The sequence below is a fragment of the Nostocoides japonicum T1-X7 genome (assembly GCF_001046855.1).
Classification (GTDB): Bacteria; Actinomycetota; Actinomycetes; order Actinomycetales; family Dermatophilaceae; genus Nostocoides; species Nostocoides japonicum.
This window is the reverse complement of record NZ_HF570958.1, coordinates 459,136-476,733: the sequence shown is the minus strand read 5'-3', so window position 1 is coordinate 476,733 and position 17,598 is coordinate 459,136. Positions and strand designations below refer to the sequence as shown.

Genomic DNA, 17,598 nt, shown 5'->3' with positions numbered 1-17,598 from the left:
TCTGGAGATTCCGAGCAATGTACTGACACGGGATCGATGTGTCAACGGCATGCCGCCCTGTTGTCGACAATCGACACAGTTCGCGCTACCGTCGTCCTGGGCGATGTCCCACCCCGTCACGTCATCGAACGAGGAGCGAGAGATCAGTGGTCAACTACCGACCGAAGTACGTGTCCTTCGACTGCTACGGCACCCTCATCTACTACGAGATCGCCTCGACGACGAAGCGGATCGTGGGTGACCAGATCAGCGAGGAGGACTGGCCGGCCTTCACCCGCTCGTTCAGCAAGTACCGCTACGACCAGGTGCTCGGCGACTACTATCCCTACCGGCAGGTGCTCCAGGACGCGTTCGACCGGGTCTGCCGCAAGTGGGGGATCGAGTCCGACCCGACCGCGGGTGCACAGTTCGGTGACGCCGTGCTGTCCTGGGGTCCGCATGCCGACGTGCCGACCCCGCTCGCGAGGATGGCCGAGAGGTACCCGCTCGTGATCCTCTCCAACGCGGACACGGCCTTCCTCGACGTCTCCGTTCCCAAGCTGGGTGCCCCTTTCCACGCGGTCTACACCGCCGAGCAGGCCGGCGTCTACAAGCCGCGCTACCAGGCCTTCGAGTACATGGTCGAGCAGCTCGACGCGACCCCGGACGACTTCCTCCACGTCTCCTCGCACACCCGGTACGACCTCATGCCGGCTCACGACCTGGGCTTCCGGAACCTCGTCATGCTCGACCGCGGCTACGACCCGCCGGCCCACTCCTACGAGTACGTCGACGTCGCGTCGTTGACCGAGCTGAACCAGATGCTCGGGATCGACTGAGGATGAAGCTCGTCTCCTACTGGCAGGACACGGCGACTCCAGCAGGCGACTTCCGGCATACGGCGGTACCCGAGGAGGTGGATGTCGCCATCGTCGGAGCCGGCCTGACAGGTCTCTCGGCCGCCGTAGAGCTCGCGCGCACGGGCACCCGGGTCGTCGTCCTGGAGGCGCAGCACATCGGCTGGGGCGCATCGAACCGGAACGGCGGGATGGCGACCACCGGTCTGGCGATCGGGTTGGACAAGGCGATCTCCCGGTACGGCCGGGAGAGAGCCGTCGAGTACTACCTGGCGTACGACAAGGCGATCGACGCGGTCGAGGCGCTCGTCGACGAGTATGCGATCGACTGCGACTTCACGCGCCACGGCAAGCTGTCGTTGGCGCTCACCCCCGCTGGGCTGTCCGGGATGCAGGAGACGGCGGACGTGATCGCCGGCATCGGCGATCTCCCCGCGCTACACGTTCTCGGACCGAGCGAGATCCGTCAGGAGATCGGCTCCGACTACTACCATGGCGGCGCGGTCGACCCGCGCGGCGCGGGACTGCACGTCGCGAAGTTCGTCAGCGGGCTCGCCCGAGCGGCATTGGACGCCGGGGCGACCCTCTGCGAGGACGCGCCGGTCGTCTCGATGGAGCGGAACGGCACGAGGCACGTCGTGCAGAGCACCCGCGGCCCGGTCCGCGCGAGCGAGGTGCTCATCGCCACCAGTGGGTACACGGGGTCGCTCACTCCATGGCTGCGGCGCCGGGTGATCCCGGTCGGCAGCTTCATCGTGTGCACCGAACCCCTGGGCGCGGACGTGGCGACCGAGCTGCTTCCGAAGGGGCGGATGGCCTCCGACGCCCGGATGCTCACGTACTACTTCCGGCGCACCCCCGACGACCGGCTGCTCTTCGGCGGCCGGGCGAGGTTCGCACTGTCCAGTCCGGACTCCGACCTCAAGAGTGCCCGGACGCTGCGGCGGGCGATCGCCGAGATCTTCCCGCAGCTGTCGGATACGACGATCGACTACACGTGGGGCGGTCTCGTCGACATCACGATGGACCGGATGGTGCACGCGGGTGAGCACGACGGCGTGCACTACAGCCTCGGCTACAGCGGACACGGCGTGCAGATGGCGACGTACTGCGGGCAGCAGATGGCCCGCAGGCTGCTCGGCGAGCGGCGTGACCTGCCGTTCGAGGGGATCGCCTTCCCGCCGGTGCCAGGGCATTTCGGCTCGCCGTGGTTCCTGCCCTTCATCGGGGCCGGAGCACACGTCATCGACCGCTGGAACCTCATCAAGGGAGGCAAGGAGTGAACCTCGTCGGGGCGGAGCACCGGCTGCGGACCGAGGACCTGCCACCGGGTGGCGCGTTGATCGCCGGCGTGTGGCGCGACCAGCAGCTGACCATGCCCGTGCGGGACCCGGAGAACGCAGAGCTCGTCGGGTACGTCCACCCGTGTTCCAGCGCTGATGTGGACGAGGCCGTGCGCGCGGGTCTGGCTGCGCTCGACGAGGACTGGCCGCTGCACCTGCGCGCCGCGGCCCTGCGACAGACCGCGTCGGCGGTGCTGGACCAGCGCGAGCGCTTCGCCCGTGTCATCGCCGCCGAGGGCGTGAAGACTGTCCGTGAAGCGCGCGGCGAGGTCCAGCGATGCGCCGAGACCCTGAACACGGCGGCGGACTCCACCGACGTCCTCATCGGTGAGACGCTGCCGCTCCGCCGCCAGCGAGCGCGGGTTCGGCCGGATCGGCTGGTTCAGCCGGGAGCCCCTCGGCGTCGTCGCCGCCATCAGCAGCTTCAACGACCCCCTCAACCTCGTCGCGCACAAGGTCGCCCCGGCCCTGCTGGCGGGCGCTCCGATCGTGCTCAAGCCCTCGGACCAGACACCGTTCTCGGCTCTCAACCTCGCCGAGGTCCTGCTCGACGCGGGTGTTCCCGCGGGGCGGGTCTCGGTCCTGTGCGGCGGTGGCGACATCGGCGCGGCCCTCGTGGCACACCCTGACGTGTCGGTGGTCTCGTTCACCGGTGGCACTCGCACCGCGGACTCCATCGCCCGCGCGGCCGGCGTCAAGAAGCTGTTGATGGAGCTCGGCGGCAACAACGCCACGATCGTATGCGCCGACGCGGACCTGGATCTGGCGGTGGAGGGGATCGTGTCGGGGGCCTTCGGAACCGCGGGGCAGAACTGTCTGTCGGTCCAGCGGGTCTACGTCGAGCGGGACGTCTTCGACGAGGTGCTCGATCGGGTGGCGGCCGGAGCCGGTGCGTTGGTGGTCGGCTCCAAGCAGGATCCGGCAACGGACGTGGGTCCCCTGGTGAGCGTCGCCGCGGCCGAACGACTCGCCGAGCTCGTCGAGTCCACGGTGTCGGACGGGGCACGTCTCGTCACCGGCGGTCGACGCGAGGGCAGCTTCTACCGGCCGACCGTCCTCACCGGGGTGGCGCCGCGGGCGGCCATCCTCGAGGAGGAGCTCTTCGGGCCGGTCGTGATGATCGAGCCGGTCGAGGATGTCGACGAGGCCATCGAGCGGGCGAACGACTGCTCGTTCGCACTGCAGGCCGGCGTCTTCACGCGATCCCTCGACACCGCGACCCGGGTGTCGCGCCGACTGGTCGTCGGGGCCGTGCTCGTCAACGACACGAGCGACTTCCGCCTCGACGCGATGCCGTTCGGCGGGTTCAAGCGCTCCGGGATCGGCCGCGAAGGGATCCGGTCGGCGGTGCTGGATCTCACGGCGCCCAAGTGCGTGCTGGTCCGCACCTGAGGTCCGCGGCGGGGACGGATCGGCACCGACGGATGGATCAGCACCGACGGATCGTCACGGACGGATCAACAGGAACATGTCGGCAACGACCGATGGGCAAGGACCAGGGATGAGCACGCAGCGGACGTACACGATCGATGTCATCGCGGGCGATGGCATCGGCCAGGAGGTCATCCCACCGGCGATCCGGTGTGTGGATGCCCTCGGCGCCAGGCACGGATACTCCGTCGTGTGGCGGGAGCGCGACTGGGGCTCGGACTACTACTTCACCCATCGACGGATGATGCCGGTCGACGGGATCGAGCAGCTGGCCGACGGTGACGCGATCCTGCTCGGAGCAGTAGGTCATCCCGACCTGCCCGATCATGAGACGCTCTGGGGTCTGCTCATCCCCATCCGACGCGAGTTCCTGCAGTACATCAACCTGCGGCCGGTGCGGATCCTGCCAGGCGTCGTGTCTCCACTGCGCAAGGTGACCGATCTGGACATCGTCGTGGTCCGCGAGAACGTCGAGGGGGAGTACTCCTCGGTCGGCGGCCGCGTCTACCGCGGACGCTCCGAGGAGTTCGCGATCCAGGAGGCCGTCTTCACCCGAACCGGCATCGAGCGCGTCGCGCGGTTCGCCGCCGACCTCGCCGCCACGCGGCGTGGGAGGCTGACGTCCGCCACCAAGTCCAACGGCATCATCCACTCGATGCCCCTGTGGGACGAGGTGGCGGCGGATGTCGTCCGCGATGGCGCCGGTCTGACGGTCGACAGTGTCCTGATCGACGCCCTGGCCGCCAAGGTCGTGCTCGATCCCGGAGCGTTCGACGTGATCGTGGCATCGAACCTGTTCGGTGACATCCTGTCGGATCTCGTTGCGGCGGTGGCGGGTTCGATAGGTATCGCGCCCAGCGCCAACATCAACCCGGAGCGGCGGTACCCGTCCATGTTCGAGCCGGTCCACGGCTCCGCGCCGGACATCGCCGGCCGCGGCATCGCGAATCCGGTGGGGCAGCTGTGGTCCGCATCGCTCATGCTGGGCCATCTGGGCGAGTCCGCGGCGGCGGATGCCCTGATGGCCGCCGTCGAGCAGACGATGGCATCCGGCGTGCTGACCGCCGACCTCGGCGGACGAGCCGATACGTCGGAGTTCGCCACGCAGGTCCTCCGGCGCATCGACGGCGGGTGACGGCCGAGCCGGACCGAGCACGTCGTCGCGGCTCCCAGGCCGCACACCAGGTTGTGACCATCGATCATCTGTGTACGAAGGAGCGAGATCGTGTCATCGCTGAGTCCTCTGCTGAAGCAGGCCACTCCGGTCATCGTCGACCACGCCAAGGGAAGCTGGATCCACGGGACGGACGGCCAGGACTATCTGGACTTCACGACCGGCATCGGCGTGACGAGCACCGGGCACTGCCATCCACGGGTGGTCGAGGCGGCTCGGGAGCAGGTGGGCAGGGTCATCCACGCCCAGTACACGACGGTGATGCACAGACCGCTGCTGGAGCTCACCGAGAAGCTGGGCGAGGTGCTACCGACAGGGCTGGACTCGGTGTTCTACGCCAACTCCGGCTCCGAGGCGGTCGAGGCCGCGGTGCGGCTCGCGCGGATGGCGACGGGCCGCCCGAACATCGTCGTGTTCCAGGGCGGCTTCCACGGCCGGACCGTCGCTGCGGCGAGCCTGACGACGGCAGGGACGAAGTTCTCGGCCGGTTTCGCACCGCTCATGGCGGGCGTGCACATGGCGCCCTTCCCCTATGCCTTCCGCTACGGCTGGGACGAGCAGACCGCCGTCGACTTCGCCCTGCGTGAGCTGGACTATCTGCTGCTCAGCCGAACCGCACCCCACGACACGGCGGCCTTCCTCATCGAGCCGGTGCTCGGTGACGGTGGCTACCTGCCGACCCCGCCGGCCTTCCTGGACGGCCTGAGGGAACGGGCCGATCGGCACGGCATCCTCCTGCTCCTGGACGAGGTGCAGGCCGGCTGCGGTCGCACCGGCAGGTTCTGGGGCCACCAGCACTCCACCGCACTCCCCGACATCCTCATCACCGCCAAGGGCCTCGCGTCCGGCTTTCCCATCAGCGCGATCGCGGCCTCGACCGCGCTGATGTCCAAGGGCTGGCCGGGGTCCCAGGGCGGCACCTACGGCGGGAACGCCGTCGCGGCGGCGGCCGGCTGCGCCACCTTGGACGTGATCCGCGACGAGGGACTGGTGGAGAACGCTCGCCTCCGCGGAGAGCAGCTCATCGGGGGACTGAAGCCGCTGCAGGGCAAGTATGCCGAGATCGGAGACGTCCGTGGGCTGGGCCTGATGCTGGGCATCGAGTTCGTGCACGCCGACGGGTCGGCCGACGCCGAGACCGCCGCGGCGGTGCAGCAGGCGACCACCCGCCACGGACTGCTGAGCCTCACGTGTGGTCCCGCCGGAAACGTCGTCCGGCTGATCCCCGCCCTCGTGGTCACCGCCGACGAGATCGATCTGGGCATCGAGCGGTTCCAGGCCTCCGTGGCGCACGTTCTCGAGCCTTGACCCGTCACCGGCCGCCCGCCTCACGGCTCGTCCGCTCGGACGTGGCACCGCGGACCGACGCAGACCCTCCTCACCGACGAAGGACGCACAGATGACGACACCCGAACTCCGAGAGCTGATCCGGTCCGTCCCGACCGGCCTGTACATCGACGGCGAATGGGTCGATGCCGAGTCCGCCGTTCGCTGCGACGTGGTCAACCCCGCGACGGAGGAGGTGATCGCCTCGATCGCGGACGGTGGCCCGCAGGACGCCCGGCGGGCCATCGCGGCGGCGGCCCGCGTCCAGGACTCGTGGGCACGCACCGCTCCGCGCGAGCGCAGCGAGATCCTTCGCCGCGCCTACGAGCTGATGATGGCCAGACAGGCCGATCTGGCGGCGATCATCACCGCCGAGATGGGCAAGCCGCTGGCCGAGGCCACGGGCGAGGTCGCATACGCGGCGGAGTTCTTCCGCTGGTTCTCCGAGGAGGCCGTCCGCATCGGGGGTGACGCGACCCTCAGCGGGGATGGGAAGACTCGGATCATCGTGACCAAGCAGCCGGTGGGACCATGCGTGCTCATCACTCCGTGGAACTTCCCGCTGGCGATGGGGACCCGCAAGATCGGTCCGGCGATCGCCGCCGGCTGCACGATGGTCTTCAAGCCGGCTCACCTCACGCCGTTGAGCTCCTTGGCGCTCGTCGCCATCCTCCAGGAGGCCGGTCTCCCGGGCGGCGTGCTCAACGTGGTCTGCTCCTCCGACCCGGGCTCGGTGGTCGAACCCTGGATGAGCAGCGGCCTGGCTCGCAAGATCTCCTTCACCGGCTCCACGGCCGTGGGAGTGCGGCTGCTCGCCCAGGCGAGCGACCACGTGATGCGCTCCTCGATGGAGCTGGGCGGCAACGCACCGTTCATCGTGTTCGACGATGCCGACCTGGATGGTGCCGTCGAGGGCGCGATGGTCGCCAAGCTGCGCAACATGGGGGAGGCGTGCACCGCTGCCAACCGGATGTTCGTCCAACGGGGTGTCGCGGAGGAGTTCGTGAGGCGGCTGGCGTCCCGGATGGACGGGTTGGTCGTGGGTGACGGTTCGGAGCAGGGGACCCAGGTGGGCCCGCTGATCGAACCCAAGGCGCTCGCGAAGGTGCAGTCCCTCGTCTCGGACGCGGTCGACCGCGGCGCGCGTCTGGTCTGCGGCGGTTCGGCTCCGGACCGGCGTGGCTACTTCTACCAGCCCACGGTGCTCACCGATGTGGATCCCTCCTCCGAGCTGATGTCCCAGGAGATCTTCGGCCCGGTGGCGCCGGTGATCCCCTTCGATGACGAGGAGGATGTGATAGCGCTCGCCAACTCCACGGAGTGGGGGCTCGTGGGGTATGTCTTCACGAAGGACGTCGACCGGGCCTTCCGCATGCAGGAGTCGATCGAGGTGGGCATGCTCGGGCTGAACACGGGTCTGGTCTCCAATCCGGCGGCGCCCTTCGGCGGGATCAAGGAGTCCGGGCTCGGGCGGGAAGGGGGTCGGACGGGGATCGAGGAGTTCCTCGAGCAGCGCTATCTGGCGATGCCACGATCCAGCCGACCCGAATGAATGCCATCGGGCCGGGATGCCCGAGCAGGCGCGCAGCCGAGGTGGCATGCGTCCATCGCGAACCGTTGCCATCTATATTGATGCATCAGGTGACACCGACGAGGGGCCGACGACGGCCGCGCGCTGCCGGGTCGACCCGGTGTGAGAAGGCTCGGTCAGGGGACGGGATGGATACCAGGAGCGCGAGGCCCGGCTCGAAGAAGCCATTGGGGCTCACGCCGATCCAGCAGGACACGACGCCCACGCTCATCGCCCGCCAGCTGCGTGAAGCCATCGCCTCGCGACAGTTCGCCCCGGGCGAGCAGCTGTTGGAGGCCTCGCTCGCCAAGAGCCTCGGTGTCAGCCGCGGGCCGCTCCGTGAGGCGATGCAGCGCCTGACCCAGGAGGGCCTGCTCGTCAGCCGGCGCAACCGCGGCCTGTTCGTGATGGAGCTGGACGAGAGCACCGTGCGCGACGCTTACCTCGCACGGGGCGCGGTGGAGCGCGCCGCCATCGAGCAGATCATCGCCACGGGTCGCCAGGCGGAGGCGGCCACGCTCATGGAGTTCGTCGACGCGATGGAGCAGTATCGCGGCGATCCCAGCAGCGAGGAGCTGTCGCGACTCGACCTGCTCTTCCACGAGAGGCTGGTCGGGCTGTCGAACAGCCCGCATCTGCAGCGCATGCATCGCACCCTGATCATGGAGGTCCGCATGTGCCTGACGAACATGCAGGCCACCTACACCTCCATCGACGACCGGGTGGCGGAGCACGGCAACCTCGTCGATGCGATCCTGGCCGGCGACACCGAGCGCGCCACCGCTCTGCTCAGGGACCACATGGACGACGGGATGAAGCGGCTGCTGACGGATGGGTAGGTGGTCGGGTCCTCGCACCACCACGCCGGACGACGTCTACCAGGTGGTGCGCGTCGCGATCCTGGAGGGCACCATCGGCGCCGGCGAGCAGCTCCGCGAGGCGCAGATCGCGAGCGAGCTCGGCATCAGCCGCGCGTCGGTTCGTGAGGCGCTCGCGCGCCTGGCGGAGGACGGACTCGTCGTCAAGGTCCCCTACCGCGGCGCCTTCGTCATGGAGATCGAGGACCGCGAGATCGCCGAGATCGCCTCGGTCCGCAGGTTGGTCGAGGCGTATGCCATGGAGCTGTCCGGCCCCGCCCTGCGTGGTCCGCACAGGCAGGACCTGATTGACGCGGTGGCCGAACTGCACCGCGCGGCAGCGACGAACGACGTGGCAGCCAGTATCGAGGGCCATCTGGTATTCCACCGGTTGGTCTACGACCTGTCCGGTCATCGACTGCTGAGCGATCTCTGGCACGGCTGGGAGGCCAAGCTGCGCCTCTATCTCGTGGCGGACCACCGGACCTACACCGACCTGAGCGAGATCGCCCACGAGCACGAGATCATCGCGCAGAGCCTGCTCGCGGCGGATCGGGAAGCACTCAGGGTCCACGTCGCCACCCACTTCACCGAAGCCCTCCGGGCGACGGGCACGTCGCCATCGGACAGCTGACGACCGCCGCACGCGCCATGACGGGGTCCTTGTGGGGAAGCTGGCCGCAGCTATAGCGACAGCCAGCTTCCCCACAAGGGTCCGTCGCGTCGTCGGCGGCATGCGCGCACGGTGAGCTGCCGAGGCGGCCATCGGCGACGCGCTGTTGACAGTCCAAGACCAATAGTCGACAATCTACAATCAGACACCAAGTGCGATGGAGGGTTCATGGATCTGGCGGCCAAGCCGAAGTTCGTCACGTTCGACATGAACGGCACCTTGATCGACTTCCGGATCGACGACGCGATCCGGCGCGCGATGGGCGAACGGATTCCGGCGGCGATAGAGGCCACCTTCCTCCGGCTCGCCGGCCAGCTCCGGATCGACGAGTGCATGGGGGAGTGGAAGCCCTTCCACCAGATCGTGGAGCAATCGCAACGTCGCGCGACGCGGATCCTCGGGCTGGAGTACCACGAGGACGACGCCCGGGCCGTCTACGACCAGATCCCCTCGCGCGGACCGCATCCGGGGGTGCCGGCCGCGCTGCGACGGCTTGCCGAGACGTATCCCCTGGCGATCATCACCAACACCGACGACACCCAGGTGCAGCAGCTGGTGGACCACCTCGAGGCCCCGTTCGAGGTCGTCATCACGTCGGAGCAACAAGGTGTGTACAAGCCTCGGTTGCGGGCCTTCGAGGGCTTGCTGGAGCGGCTCGGCGTGGAGCGGCACGAGATCGTCCACGTGTCGTCCAGCCCGCAGTACGACCTTCGCCCGGCGCACGACCTGGGCATTCCCCACACGGTCTACCTGGACCGTGGCTTCGAGCACGATCAGCCGTGGTTGGGCTATGAACGCATCACCGACATCGCCCAGCTGCCGGTCATCCTGGGCGCCTGACCACTTCCCGCGGAGGGGCTGAGGACGATGACGAGCGCCGGCACGGCGACCACGAGGCTGCGAGAGCAGGGATTCGAGCTCCCAGCGGTTCCGGCCGCGCGCACCGGGTCCTACGAGCAGTTCCGTCAGGTGGGGACGATCATCCATGTCGCGGGTCAGCTCCCGACGATCGACGGCGACCTCCTGGCACGGGGGCTGCTCGGTGCTGACGTCGACATCGCTCTCGGGCAGCGGTTGGCTCGGATCGCCGCCGTCAACTGTCTCGCCGTGGGTGCGGCGGCGGTCGGCTCCCTGGATCGGCTACGCCTCGTCCAGATGCTGGTATTCGTCGCATCCACACCCGACTTCGGGGACCATGCCACGGTGGCCGATGGCGCGACCCGCCTGCTGCTCGACGTGCTGGGCGAGGACGGTGCGCACGCTCGAACGGCGATCGGGGTGGCCGGCCTGCCGCGCAACTCTCCTGTCGAGATCCAGATGATCTGTACCTGGAGCCCGACACCGTGAGGCTCGGTGGCGTGCTGGGAGAGGAGGCTCGTCGGTGAGCCGGTTCGACGGAGTGCTCGCCATGCTGCGCCGCGACGACGTGGACCTGCCGACGCCCGTCGTGCTGCTGGACGTCATGGAGCGCAACATCTCCAGGATGCAGGAGTTCGCCGCCTCTCACGGCGTCGACCTGCGCCCCCACGTCAAGACGCACAAGTGCGTCGAGATCGGACGTATGCAGCTCGACGCCGGAGCGGTGGGGATCACCGCGGGCACGGTGGGCGAGGCCGAGGTCTTCGCCGACGCCGGCTTCCAGGACATCTTCATCGCCTATCCCTTGTGGGTGGCGGGATCCAAGCCGGCTCGGATCCGTCGACTCGCGGAGACGGTGCGGCTGCGGATCGGGGCGGACGGGCCGGAGGCGATCCAACGATTGGCGAGCGCAATGGAGGACGCCGTCGGCCTCATCGAGCTGGTCATCGAGATCGACTGCGGGGCAGGCAGGTCCGGCACACGCCCGGAGGAAGCCGGTGCGCTCGCCGCGCTCGCCCGCAGCCGTGGTCTCCGCCCGGTCGGCGTGTACACCTACCCGGGGCAGGGCGGGTCCGACAGGGCGGCCCGCGCCCGCGCGGCGGACGACCAGCGCGTCGCGCTGACGGCCGCGGTCCGCAGTCTGGTGTCGGCCGGTATCACGGTGGAGGTCGTGAGCGCCGGCTCGACGCCGACGGCGGCATACTCGCCGGGCGGTCCGGTGACCGAGCTGCGTCCTGGGGAGTACGTGTTCGGCGACCTGGACAATGTGCGGCTCGGGGCGTGCGAGCCCGACGAGGTCGCCCTCTTCGTCGCCTCGACGGTCGTCAGCGATCAGGTCCACGGCCAGGCCATCCTGGACGTGGGGACCAAAGCCCTTGGGCGCGAGGGAGATCCACGCAAGGGCTATGGGCGGGTGGCAGTGGACGAGGCGGTGCTGGACGGACCGGAGCTCTTCCGTCTCAACGAGTACCACGGATACCTGCGGATGCCGACCGGCGGCGGGCTGCCCGTCGGGCAGGCGGTCGCCGTCCTCCCGAACCACGTCTGTCCGGTCGTGAACAGCTTCGACGAGCTGGTCGTGGCCCGGACCGACGCGACCGAATGGTGGACGTGGCAGGTCGCAGCGCGTGGTCGGCTGCGCTGAACCCGACGACAGGTGCGAGGAGAGGTTGATGTCATGCGGTTGAACGGTATGAGGGCCGTCATCACGGGAGCGTCCAGCGGGATCGGGCAGGCAACAGTCAACCTGTTCCGGTCCGAGGGGGCGCAGCTGCTGTTGACCGGCCGACGGAAGGAGCTCCCGGATGTCGGCCCGGACGAGCTGTACCTGTCGGGTGACCTCGTCGACGAGGACTTCGTCCATCGGCTCGCCGATGTCGCGGCCCGGCGGTTCGGCGAGGTCGACGTCGTCGTGCTGTGCCATGGCCTGCAGAGGTCGAGCCCTCTGACCGAGATGTCGCTGGAGGATGCCCGAGCGGTCCTCGACGGCAACCTGCTGAGCACGTTCCTCGCCATGAAGCACCTGGCACCCCTGGCACCGGCGTCCGGCGCGTCGATCGTGTGCGTGAGCTCCCGGCTCGGCATGATCGGGAAGCCGGAGGAGACGCTGTACTCCGCCGCCAAGGGTGGCGTCATCGCCCTGGCTCGCGGCGCAGCGATCGAGTGGGCGCCCCGGAACATCCGCGTCAACGTCGTGGCACCGGGGCTGACGCTGACGCCGATCATCGAGGCGTCGATCAACCGGGCTCCGGACGCCGACGCCTATCGCCGGATGCGCGAGGAGTCGATCCCCCTGGGCCGGATGGCGACGGCCGAGGAGGTCGCATACGCCATCGTCTTCCTCAGCTCGCACCAGGCCTCGCACATCACCGGTGCCGTCCTGCCGGTGGACGGGGGATACACGGCCGCGTGAGGCGGCCCCGCCCGTGGGCCGCTCACCCTCGCAACAGTGAGGCGAAAGCCTCCAGGTCGACGTTCCCTCCGGAGGCGATCGCCACGACGGGTCCGCGGCCCAGGCTGCGGTGATGATGCTGGACGGCTGCTGTCGCCACGGCTCCGCTCGGCTCCACGACGAGTCTCGCCTCGTATGCGAGGGTCCGCATGGCGCGCACGATGGCGTCCTCGGAGACCGTGAGGACGTCGTCGACGAGGGCGGTGATGTGCTCCCACGTGAGCTCGCCTACCGCCGCTGCGCGCAGCCCGTCCGCCAACGTGCGGGTCGTCAGCTCCCTCGACCACGTCGCCCGTCTCCCGAGGGCGAACCCCTCGGCGAGGTCTCCGGCGAGCTCCGGCTCCACGCCGATCACCCTGGTCTCGGGCCGAAGGCTCTTGAGCGAGACGGCGAGCCCGGCCAGCAGACCCCCGCCTCCGACGGGGACGACGACCGTCCCCACCTCGCCGAGCTGATCGAGGATCTCCAGGCCCACGGTGCCCTGCCCCGCGATGACGTGGGGGTCGTCGAAAGGCGGCACGAGAGTGCGGTCCTCCCGGTCGGCCAGGAGGCTCGCATGCGTCATGATGTCGTCCGGTCGTCGAACCATGACGACGGCGCCCGACGCCTCGGTGGCACGGATCTTCGCTGGCGGTGCGGTGTCAGGCATCACGACGGTGACCGCGACACCGGCCGCTCGTGCGGCGTGGGCCAGGGCTCGACCGTGGTTCCCGGCCGAGTAGGTGACGATGCCGCGTCGTCTCGCGTCCTCGTCCAAGACCGCGACGGCATTCGCGGCACCGCGAAGCTTGAACGAGCCGGTCCGCTGCAACGACTCCGCCTTGATCCACAGCGGCGCGTCGAGGGCGGGGTCCGGCAGCTCCAGCAGGGGAGTGCGCACGCAGGTGGAGCGGATCCGGGCGGCCGCCGCCTCCACCTCGTCGACGGTGGTCAGGGTCATCTCAGCGCACCGCGAGGTGTGACTCGGATCTGGTTGCCTGTCAACGGAGCTCAGATGCCCAGCAGCGCAGGAACCTCGGTCAACGTGGTGACCTCGCGGTATCCGTAGTACGGCGTGCTGGGCTCGTAACCGCGGTTCACATAGACCTTGTTCGTGATGCGCAGATCATGCGCGGGGATCAGATCGTGGCGGAGGCTGGACGACACGTGCAGGATCTCGCCGGGACCGACGTCCAGCTGCTCGAGCAGGTAGTCGAAGGCCTGGAACCGGGGCTTGTAGGCACCGGCCTGTTCCGAGGTGTAGACGGCGTGGAACGGTGCGCCCAACTGCCTGACGTTGCCCTCGACCTGACTGTCCGCGGCGTTCGTGAGGATGACGAGGGGGAAGCGCGACGCAAGCGTCCGCAGGGCATCCGGGACGTCGGGGTGGGGCCCCCACGTCGGGACGGCATCGACGAGCGCGTCGCCGTCGGCGGCTCGGTAGGGCAGGCGCATCCGCTCGAGCGCCTTGCGGAGGGAGTCGCGCACGACATCGGGGTAGGGCTTCCAGGGGCCGAGGATCTCGTCGATCCGCTGGACCCTGAAGACGTCGATGAACTCGTCCATCTGGTCGGCCGGGACGATGTCGGCGACCAGCTCACGGGTCAGCTGGGCCATCTGGAAGTGGGTCAGCGTCCCGTACATGTCGAAGGTGATGAACTTCGGCTCGGTGTCAGTCACGTCGGTCTCCTGTCGGTATGCGGCCGTCTCGGAGGCTATGGACGCAGGCCTTGGATCGTCCATAGGTCGACGCGATCACTGGACGAGAACGGTGATCAGAGCCCACGTCGTGGATGATGTCGTCCATAGGGACGGTCGGCTGCTCATCTCGTCCCGCCAGGTACCCGCTAGCGCCGAGGAGTCGGTCGATGGTCGAGCCGGATGTCCAGATCGACGAGATCGACCTCGCCCTGCTGCGCTCCCTGCAGGCGGACGCTCGCGCGCCGATCAGCGCGCTGAGCCGGGACGCGTCGGTCTCGCGTGCGAACGCATACGCGCGGCTCGCCCGGTTGCGCGAGTCCGGCGTGATCGCCCGCTTGAGCGCTTGCGTGAATCCCTACCTCGCGGGCCTGTCGCTCGCCGCGGTGATCCTCCTCCGGGCGACCACCGACGCCTGGCCGAGGTGGTCGTCCTTCGCCGAGGCCTTCGACGAGATGCCGGAGGTGGAGTTCGCGGCCGACCTCGCCGGCGAGGTGGACATGATCCTGCTGGCCCGCTTCAGCGACATGGATCATCTGCGGTCGTTCATCGAGAACGACCTCCGCCGACTTCCCGGCATCGCGGGGATCCGAACCCTCCTCGTGCTCAACGAGACGCCGAAACGGTCATGGCTCCTCCCGCGCTCGTCGCGTCGCGGCAAGCGCCGAGACCGCCGCGACTGATCAGTCGACGGCAGATCGCTGCCGTGTCCTCGGTCCGGTCACCACGCAGGGTCCGGGGTCAGCGGCCGCCGGGGCAGGCTCCCTCGGTCAGCGCCGTGAGCGCGGCGACGGCGGCCCGGGTCAGGTCGTCGAGGTAGCCACGGGGGAGGGGCTCCCGGACGACGACGACGTGCCAGTAGAGCGGACCGACGGTGAGGTCGAGGAGCCGGTCCGGGCGGGTGCTCTCCGGGAGGTCGCCCCGGGCCACGGCGGCATGGACGATGCGGGCGGCGATGCCGCGCTGCTCGTCGAGGAGCACCGCCTTGACGTCGCTCGCGATCTCCGGCTGCCGGGCCGCCTCGCTGACGAGGTCGGGGACGACGGTCGCGGCGACGGGGTTGGTCAAGCCTCGGGCGGCGACGTCGAGCAGGGCTCGCACGTCGCCCTCGAGCGACCCGGTGTCGGGGGCGGGAACGCCCAACTCGGCGACCGAGGACACGACGTCGAGGACGAGCTCGAGCTTGGACTTCCAGCGCCGGTACACGGCCGTCTTGCCGACGCCGGCGCGCCGGGCGACGCCCTCGATGGACATCCGGGCGAAGCCGAGCTCGGCCAGCTCGGTGAAGACGGCGAGCCGGATCGCCGCCGTGACGTCCTCCCGGAGCACCGCGGCGCCCGCGGGGCGTCGGCGCCGCGCGTCGGAGTCGCTGCCGGCCGGCCCCTCGTCACCCGGTTCCGCGGCCGTGTTCGTCACTGCCGGCTCATCCTCCATCCCGTCTTGCGTCGACGACACCTCATCATCTAACGTCCCTCCGTGACGACGATACGGTATCGTTCCGACGATCGTGCTGCTGAGAGTGTGACCTCATGACCCAGACGCCATCCGGAGGGCTGGCCGCCCCCGATCTCGCTGGGCTGCCCAACCTACCGGTCCCGCCGGCTCCTGCACCGGGCGACCTGCGGGACCTCGCGACGGCCCACGGTCTCACGGTGAGCGGCAGACGGCCGTCCCTCGTCGCATACAGCCGACAGGTGTGGGCGCGCCGTCAGTTCATCAGCGCGTTCGCCTCCGCACGGCTCACGACGCAGCACAGCCAGGCCCGGCTCGGGCAGCTCTGGCAGGTCCTCACGCCGCTGCTCAACGCCGTCGTCTACTACTTCGTCTTCGGGATCCTCCTCGGGACGAGCCGCGGCATACCGAACTTCGTCCCCTTCCTCGTGACGGGTGTGTTCATCTGGACGTTCACCGCGAATGCCGTGTCCTCCGGCGCCCGCGCCGTGTCCGGCAACCTCGGGCTCATCCGCGCGCTCCACTTCCCCCGCGCGAGCCTGCCCCTCGCCATCACCCTCCAACAGCTGCAGCAGACCCTGTATGCGATGGGGGCACTCGTCGTCATCCTCCTCGTCTTCGGCCAGTACCCGCGATGGAGCTGGCTGCTCGTGATCCCGGCGCTGCTGCTCCAGGGGGTCTTCAACACGGGCCTGGCTCTCATCGTCGCCCGGCTCGGCTCGCGAACCCCCGACGTCGCGACGCTCGTGCCGTTCGTCATGCGCGTGTGGATGTACGTCTCGGGCGTCATGTGGAGCATCGACAGGCTCGCCGGTCACGGCCGGATGCCGCACGAGGTGTATGTCGCGCTCAAGGTCAACCCGCCCGCGGTGTACATCGACCTCGCCCGCTTCGCGCTCATCGACACCTTCACCTCCGACCAGCTCCCGCGCCACGTGTGGGCCATCGCCCTCGGCTGGGCCGTCGTCGTGGGGTTCCTGGGATTCGTGTTCTTCTGGCGCGCAGAGGAGAAGTACGGCCGTGGCTGACATGGGCACCACGCTCCCCGACCCGACGGTCATCGTCGACGACGTCCACCTCACCTACAAGATCCACGGGACGACCGGCGGCAAGGGCAACGCGCCCGCGGCGCTCGACCGGATCCTGCGTCGCCAGAACGCGCCGAAGGTCCGCGAGGTCAAGGCGCTCAAGGGCGTGAGCCTCGTCGCCCGGCGCGGCGAGGCGATCGGTCTCATCGGCTCCAACGGCTCGGGCAAGTCGACCCTGCTGCTCACCATCGCCGGCCTCCTCCCGCCGACGGCCGGGGCCGTCTACACCGACGGTCAGCCGTCGCTCCTCGGCGTCAACGCGGCGCTCATGTCCGACCTCACCGGCGAGCGCAATGTCATCCTCGGCTGCCTCGCGGCAGGGATGAGCCGGGCCGAGGCGAAGGAGAAGTACGAGGACATCGTGGCCTTCTCGGGGATCAACGACCGAGGCGACTTCATCAGCCTGCCGATGCGGACCTACTCGTCGGGGATGAGCGCCCGGCTCCGGTTCGCCATCGCGGCGGCGAAGACCCACGACGTCCTCCTCATCGACGAGGCGCTCGCCACCGGGGACGCCGCCTTCCGCCGGCGCAGCGAGGCACGGATCAAGGAGCTGCGCTCGAATGCCGGGACGGTGTTCCTCGTGAGCCACTCCCTCGGCGTCGTCCGGGAGACGTGCGAGCGGACGATCTGGCTCGAGAGCGGTCACATCCTCGCCGACGGCGATACCGAGGCCGTCGTCGACGCCTACCAGGCCCGCAACGATCCCGAGGGGCGGCGCAAGCGGCTGCTCGCGATGGCTGCCGAGCAGGCCTCGGCGGGGCAGGCGACGACCACCGAGCCAGGTGGCCCAGCGAGAGCTTCGGGGTGACCCGATAGAGCGGCGGGGCAGGCGACGTCCACCGAGCCGGGTGGCCCGAC

General features: G+C 69.3%; 18 protein-coding genes and 1 pseudogene. 16 read left to right on the top strand and 3 right to left on the bottom strand.

Annotated features, from left to right (window positions below):
- Nucleotides 1–146 precede the first annotated feature (146 nt).
- The 13 genes and pseudogenes from BN12_RS02150 to BN12_RS02095 all read left to right on the top strand — a co-directional run bounded on the left by BN12_RS02150 (nt 147) and on the right by BN12_RS02095 (nt 12,481).
- On the top strand, nt 147–818 hold the full coding sequence (locus tag BN12_RS02150; RefSeq protein ID WP_048549828.1) for a haloacid dehalogenase type II: 672 nt from the start codon (nt 147–149) through the stop codon (nt 816–818).
- 2 nt (nt 819–820) lie between these two features.
- The gene (locus BN12_RS02145) at nt 821–2,119 is read left to right on the top strand and encodes an NAD(P)/FAD-dependent oxidoreductase (RefSeq protein ID WP_048549827.1); all 1,299 of its coding nucleotides are present in this window, start codon (nt 821–823) and stop codon (nt 2,117–2,119) included.
- A 92-nt stretch (nt 2,120–2,211) separates the two neighbouring features.
- Nucleotides 2,212–2,469: pseudogene (locus BN12_RS26640) on the top strand (aldehyde dehydrogenase family protein); the annotation flags it as partial.
- 37 nt (nt 2,470–2,506) lie between these two features.
- The gene (locus BN12_RS02140; protein WP_200901121.1) at nt 2,507–3,571 is read left to right on the top strand and encodes an aldehyde dehydrogenase family protein; all 1,065 of its coding nucleotides are present in this window, start codon (nt 2,507–2,509) and stop codon (nt 3,569–3,571) included.
- 109 nt (nt 3,572–3,680) lie between these two features.
- On the top strand, nt 3,681–4,745 hold the full coding sequence (locus tag BN12_RS02135; protein ID WP_048549826.1) for a tartrate dehydrogenase: 1,065 nt from the start codon (nt 3,681–3,683) through the stop codon (nt 4,743–4,745).
- A gap of 90 nt (nt 4,746–4,835) precedes the next feature.
- A complete protein-coding gene (locus tag BN12_RS02130; RefSeq protein WP_048549825.1) occupies nt 4,836–6,092 on the top strand; it encodes an aspartate aminotransferase family protein in 1,257 nt (418 codons plus the stop codon).
- 91 nt (nt 6,093–6,183) lie between these two features.
- Entirely contained in the window at nt 6,184–7,662 is a 1,479-nt protein-coding gene (locus tag BN12_RS02125; RefSeq protein ID WP_048549824.1) for an NAD-dependent succinate-semialdehyde dehydrogenase, read from the top strand.
- Nucleotides 7,659–8,519, top strand: a complete 861-nt coding sequence (locus tag BN12_RS02120) for a GntR family transcriptional regulator (protein ID WP_327152633.1) — start codon at nt 7,659–7,661, stop codon at nt 8,517–8,519. The genes BN12_RS02125 and BN12_RS02120 overlap by 4 nt, the downstream gene beginning before the upstream one ends.
- The gene (locus BN12_RS02115) at nt 8,512–9,171 is read left to right on the top strand and encodes a GntR family transcriptional regulator (protein ID WP_048549822.1); all 660 of its coding nucleotides are present in this window, start codon (nt 8,512–8,514) and stop codon (nt 9,169–9,171) included. Before BN12_RS02120 ends, BN12_RS02115 begins: the two co-directional genes overlap by 8 nt.
- A gap of 207 nt (nt 9,172–9,378) precedes the next feature.
- Nucleotides 9,379–10,050 (top strand): haloacid dehalogenase type II, encoded by a 672-nt coding sequence (locus BN12_RS02110; protein WP_048549821.1) that lies wholly within the window; start codon nt 9,379–9,381, stop codon nt 10,048–10,050.
- 27 nt (nt 10,051–10,077) lie between these two features.
- Nucleotides 10,078–10,557, top strand: a complete 480-nt coding sequence (locus tag BN12_RS02105) for a RidA family protein (RefSeq protein WP_048549820.1) — start codon at nt 10,078–10,080, stop codon at nt 10,555–10,557.
- 34 nt (nt 10,558–10,591) lie between these two features.
- Nucleotides 10,592–11,713: an alanine racemase gene (locus BN12_RS02100; protein ID WP_048549819.1), complete on the top strand. Its 1,122-nt coding sequence runs from the start codon at nt 10,592–10,594 to the stop codon at nt 11,711–11,713.
- A gap of 33 nt (nt 11,714–11,746) precedes the next feature.
- The gene (locus tag BN12_RS02095; RefSeq protein WP_048549818.1) at nt 11,747–12,481 is read left to right on the top strand and encodes an SDR family NAD(P)-dependent oxidoreductase; all 735 of its coding nucleotides are present in this window, start codon (nt 11,747–11,749) and stop codon (nt 12,479–12,481) included.
- A 22-nt stretch (nt 12,482–12,503) separates the two neighbouring features.
- On the opposite strand, the gene BN12_RS02090 is transcribed toward BN12_RS02095, so the two are convergent.
- Together BN12_RS02090 and BN12_RS02085 are read right to left on the bottom strand one after the other, a co-directional pair.
- On the bottom strand, nt 12,504–13,460 hold the full coding sequence (locus BN12_RS02090) for a threonine ammonia-lyase (RefSeq protein WP_048549817.1): 957 nt from the start codon (nt 13,458–13,460) through the stop codon (nt 12,504–12,506).
- Between the two features lie 50 nt (nt 13,461–13,510).
- Nucleotides 13,511–14,179: a haloacid dehalogenase type II gene (locus BN12_RS02085; RefSeq protein WP_048549816.1), complete on the bottom strand. Its 669-nt coding sequence runs from the start codon at nt 14,177–14,179 to the stop codon at nt 13,511–13,513.
- Between the two features lie 188 nt (nt 14,180–14,367).
- Here BN12_RS02085 and BN12_RS02080 point away from each other — a divergent pair, with 188 nt between their 5' ends.
- On the top strand, nt 14,368–14,880 hold the full coding sequence (locus BN12_RS02080) for an Lrp/AsnC family transcriptional regulator (RefSeq protein ID WP_048549815.1): 513 nt from the start codon (nt 14,368–14,370) through the stop codon (nt 14,878–14,880).
- A gap of 58 nt (nt 14,881–14,938) precedes the next feature.
- Here BN12_RS02080 and BN12_RS02075 read toward each other — a convergent pair whose 3' ends face one another.
- On the bottom strand, nt 14,939–15,613 hold the full coding sequence (locus tag BN12_RS02075; protein ID WP_048549814.1) for a TetR/AcrR family transcriptional regulator: 675 nt from the start codon (nt 15,611–15,613) through the stop codon (nt 14,939–14,941).
- Between the two features lie 113 nt (nt 15,614–15,726).
- Between BN12_RS02075 and BN12_RS02070 the strand changes: the two genes are divergently transcribed.
- Nucleotides 15,727–16,677 carry an ABC transporter permease gene (locus BN12_RS02070; protein WP_083454345.1) on the top strand — a complete coding sequence of 317 codons (951 nt, stop codon included), beginning with the start codon at nt 15,727–15,729 and terminating at the stop codon, nt 16,675–16,677.
- Between the two features lies 1 nt (nt 16,678).
- Nucleotides 16,679–17,548 (top strand): ABC transporter ATP-binding protein, encoded by an 870-nt coding sequence (locus BN12_RS02065; protein WP_083454344.1) that lies wholly within the window; start codon nt 16,679–16,681, stop codon nt 17,546–17,548.
- Nucleotides 17,549–17,598: the final 50 nt, after the last annotated feature.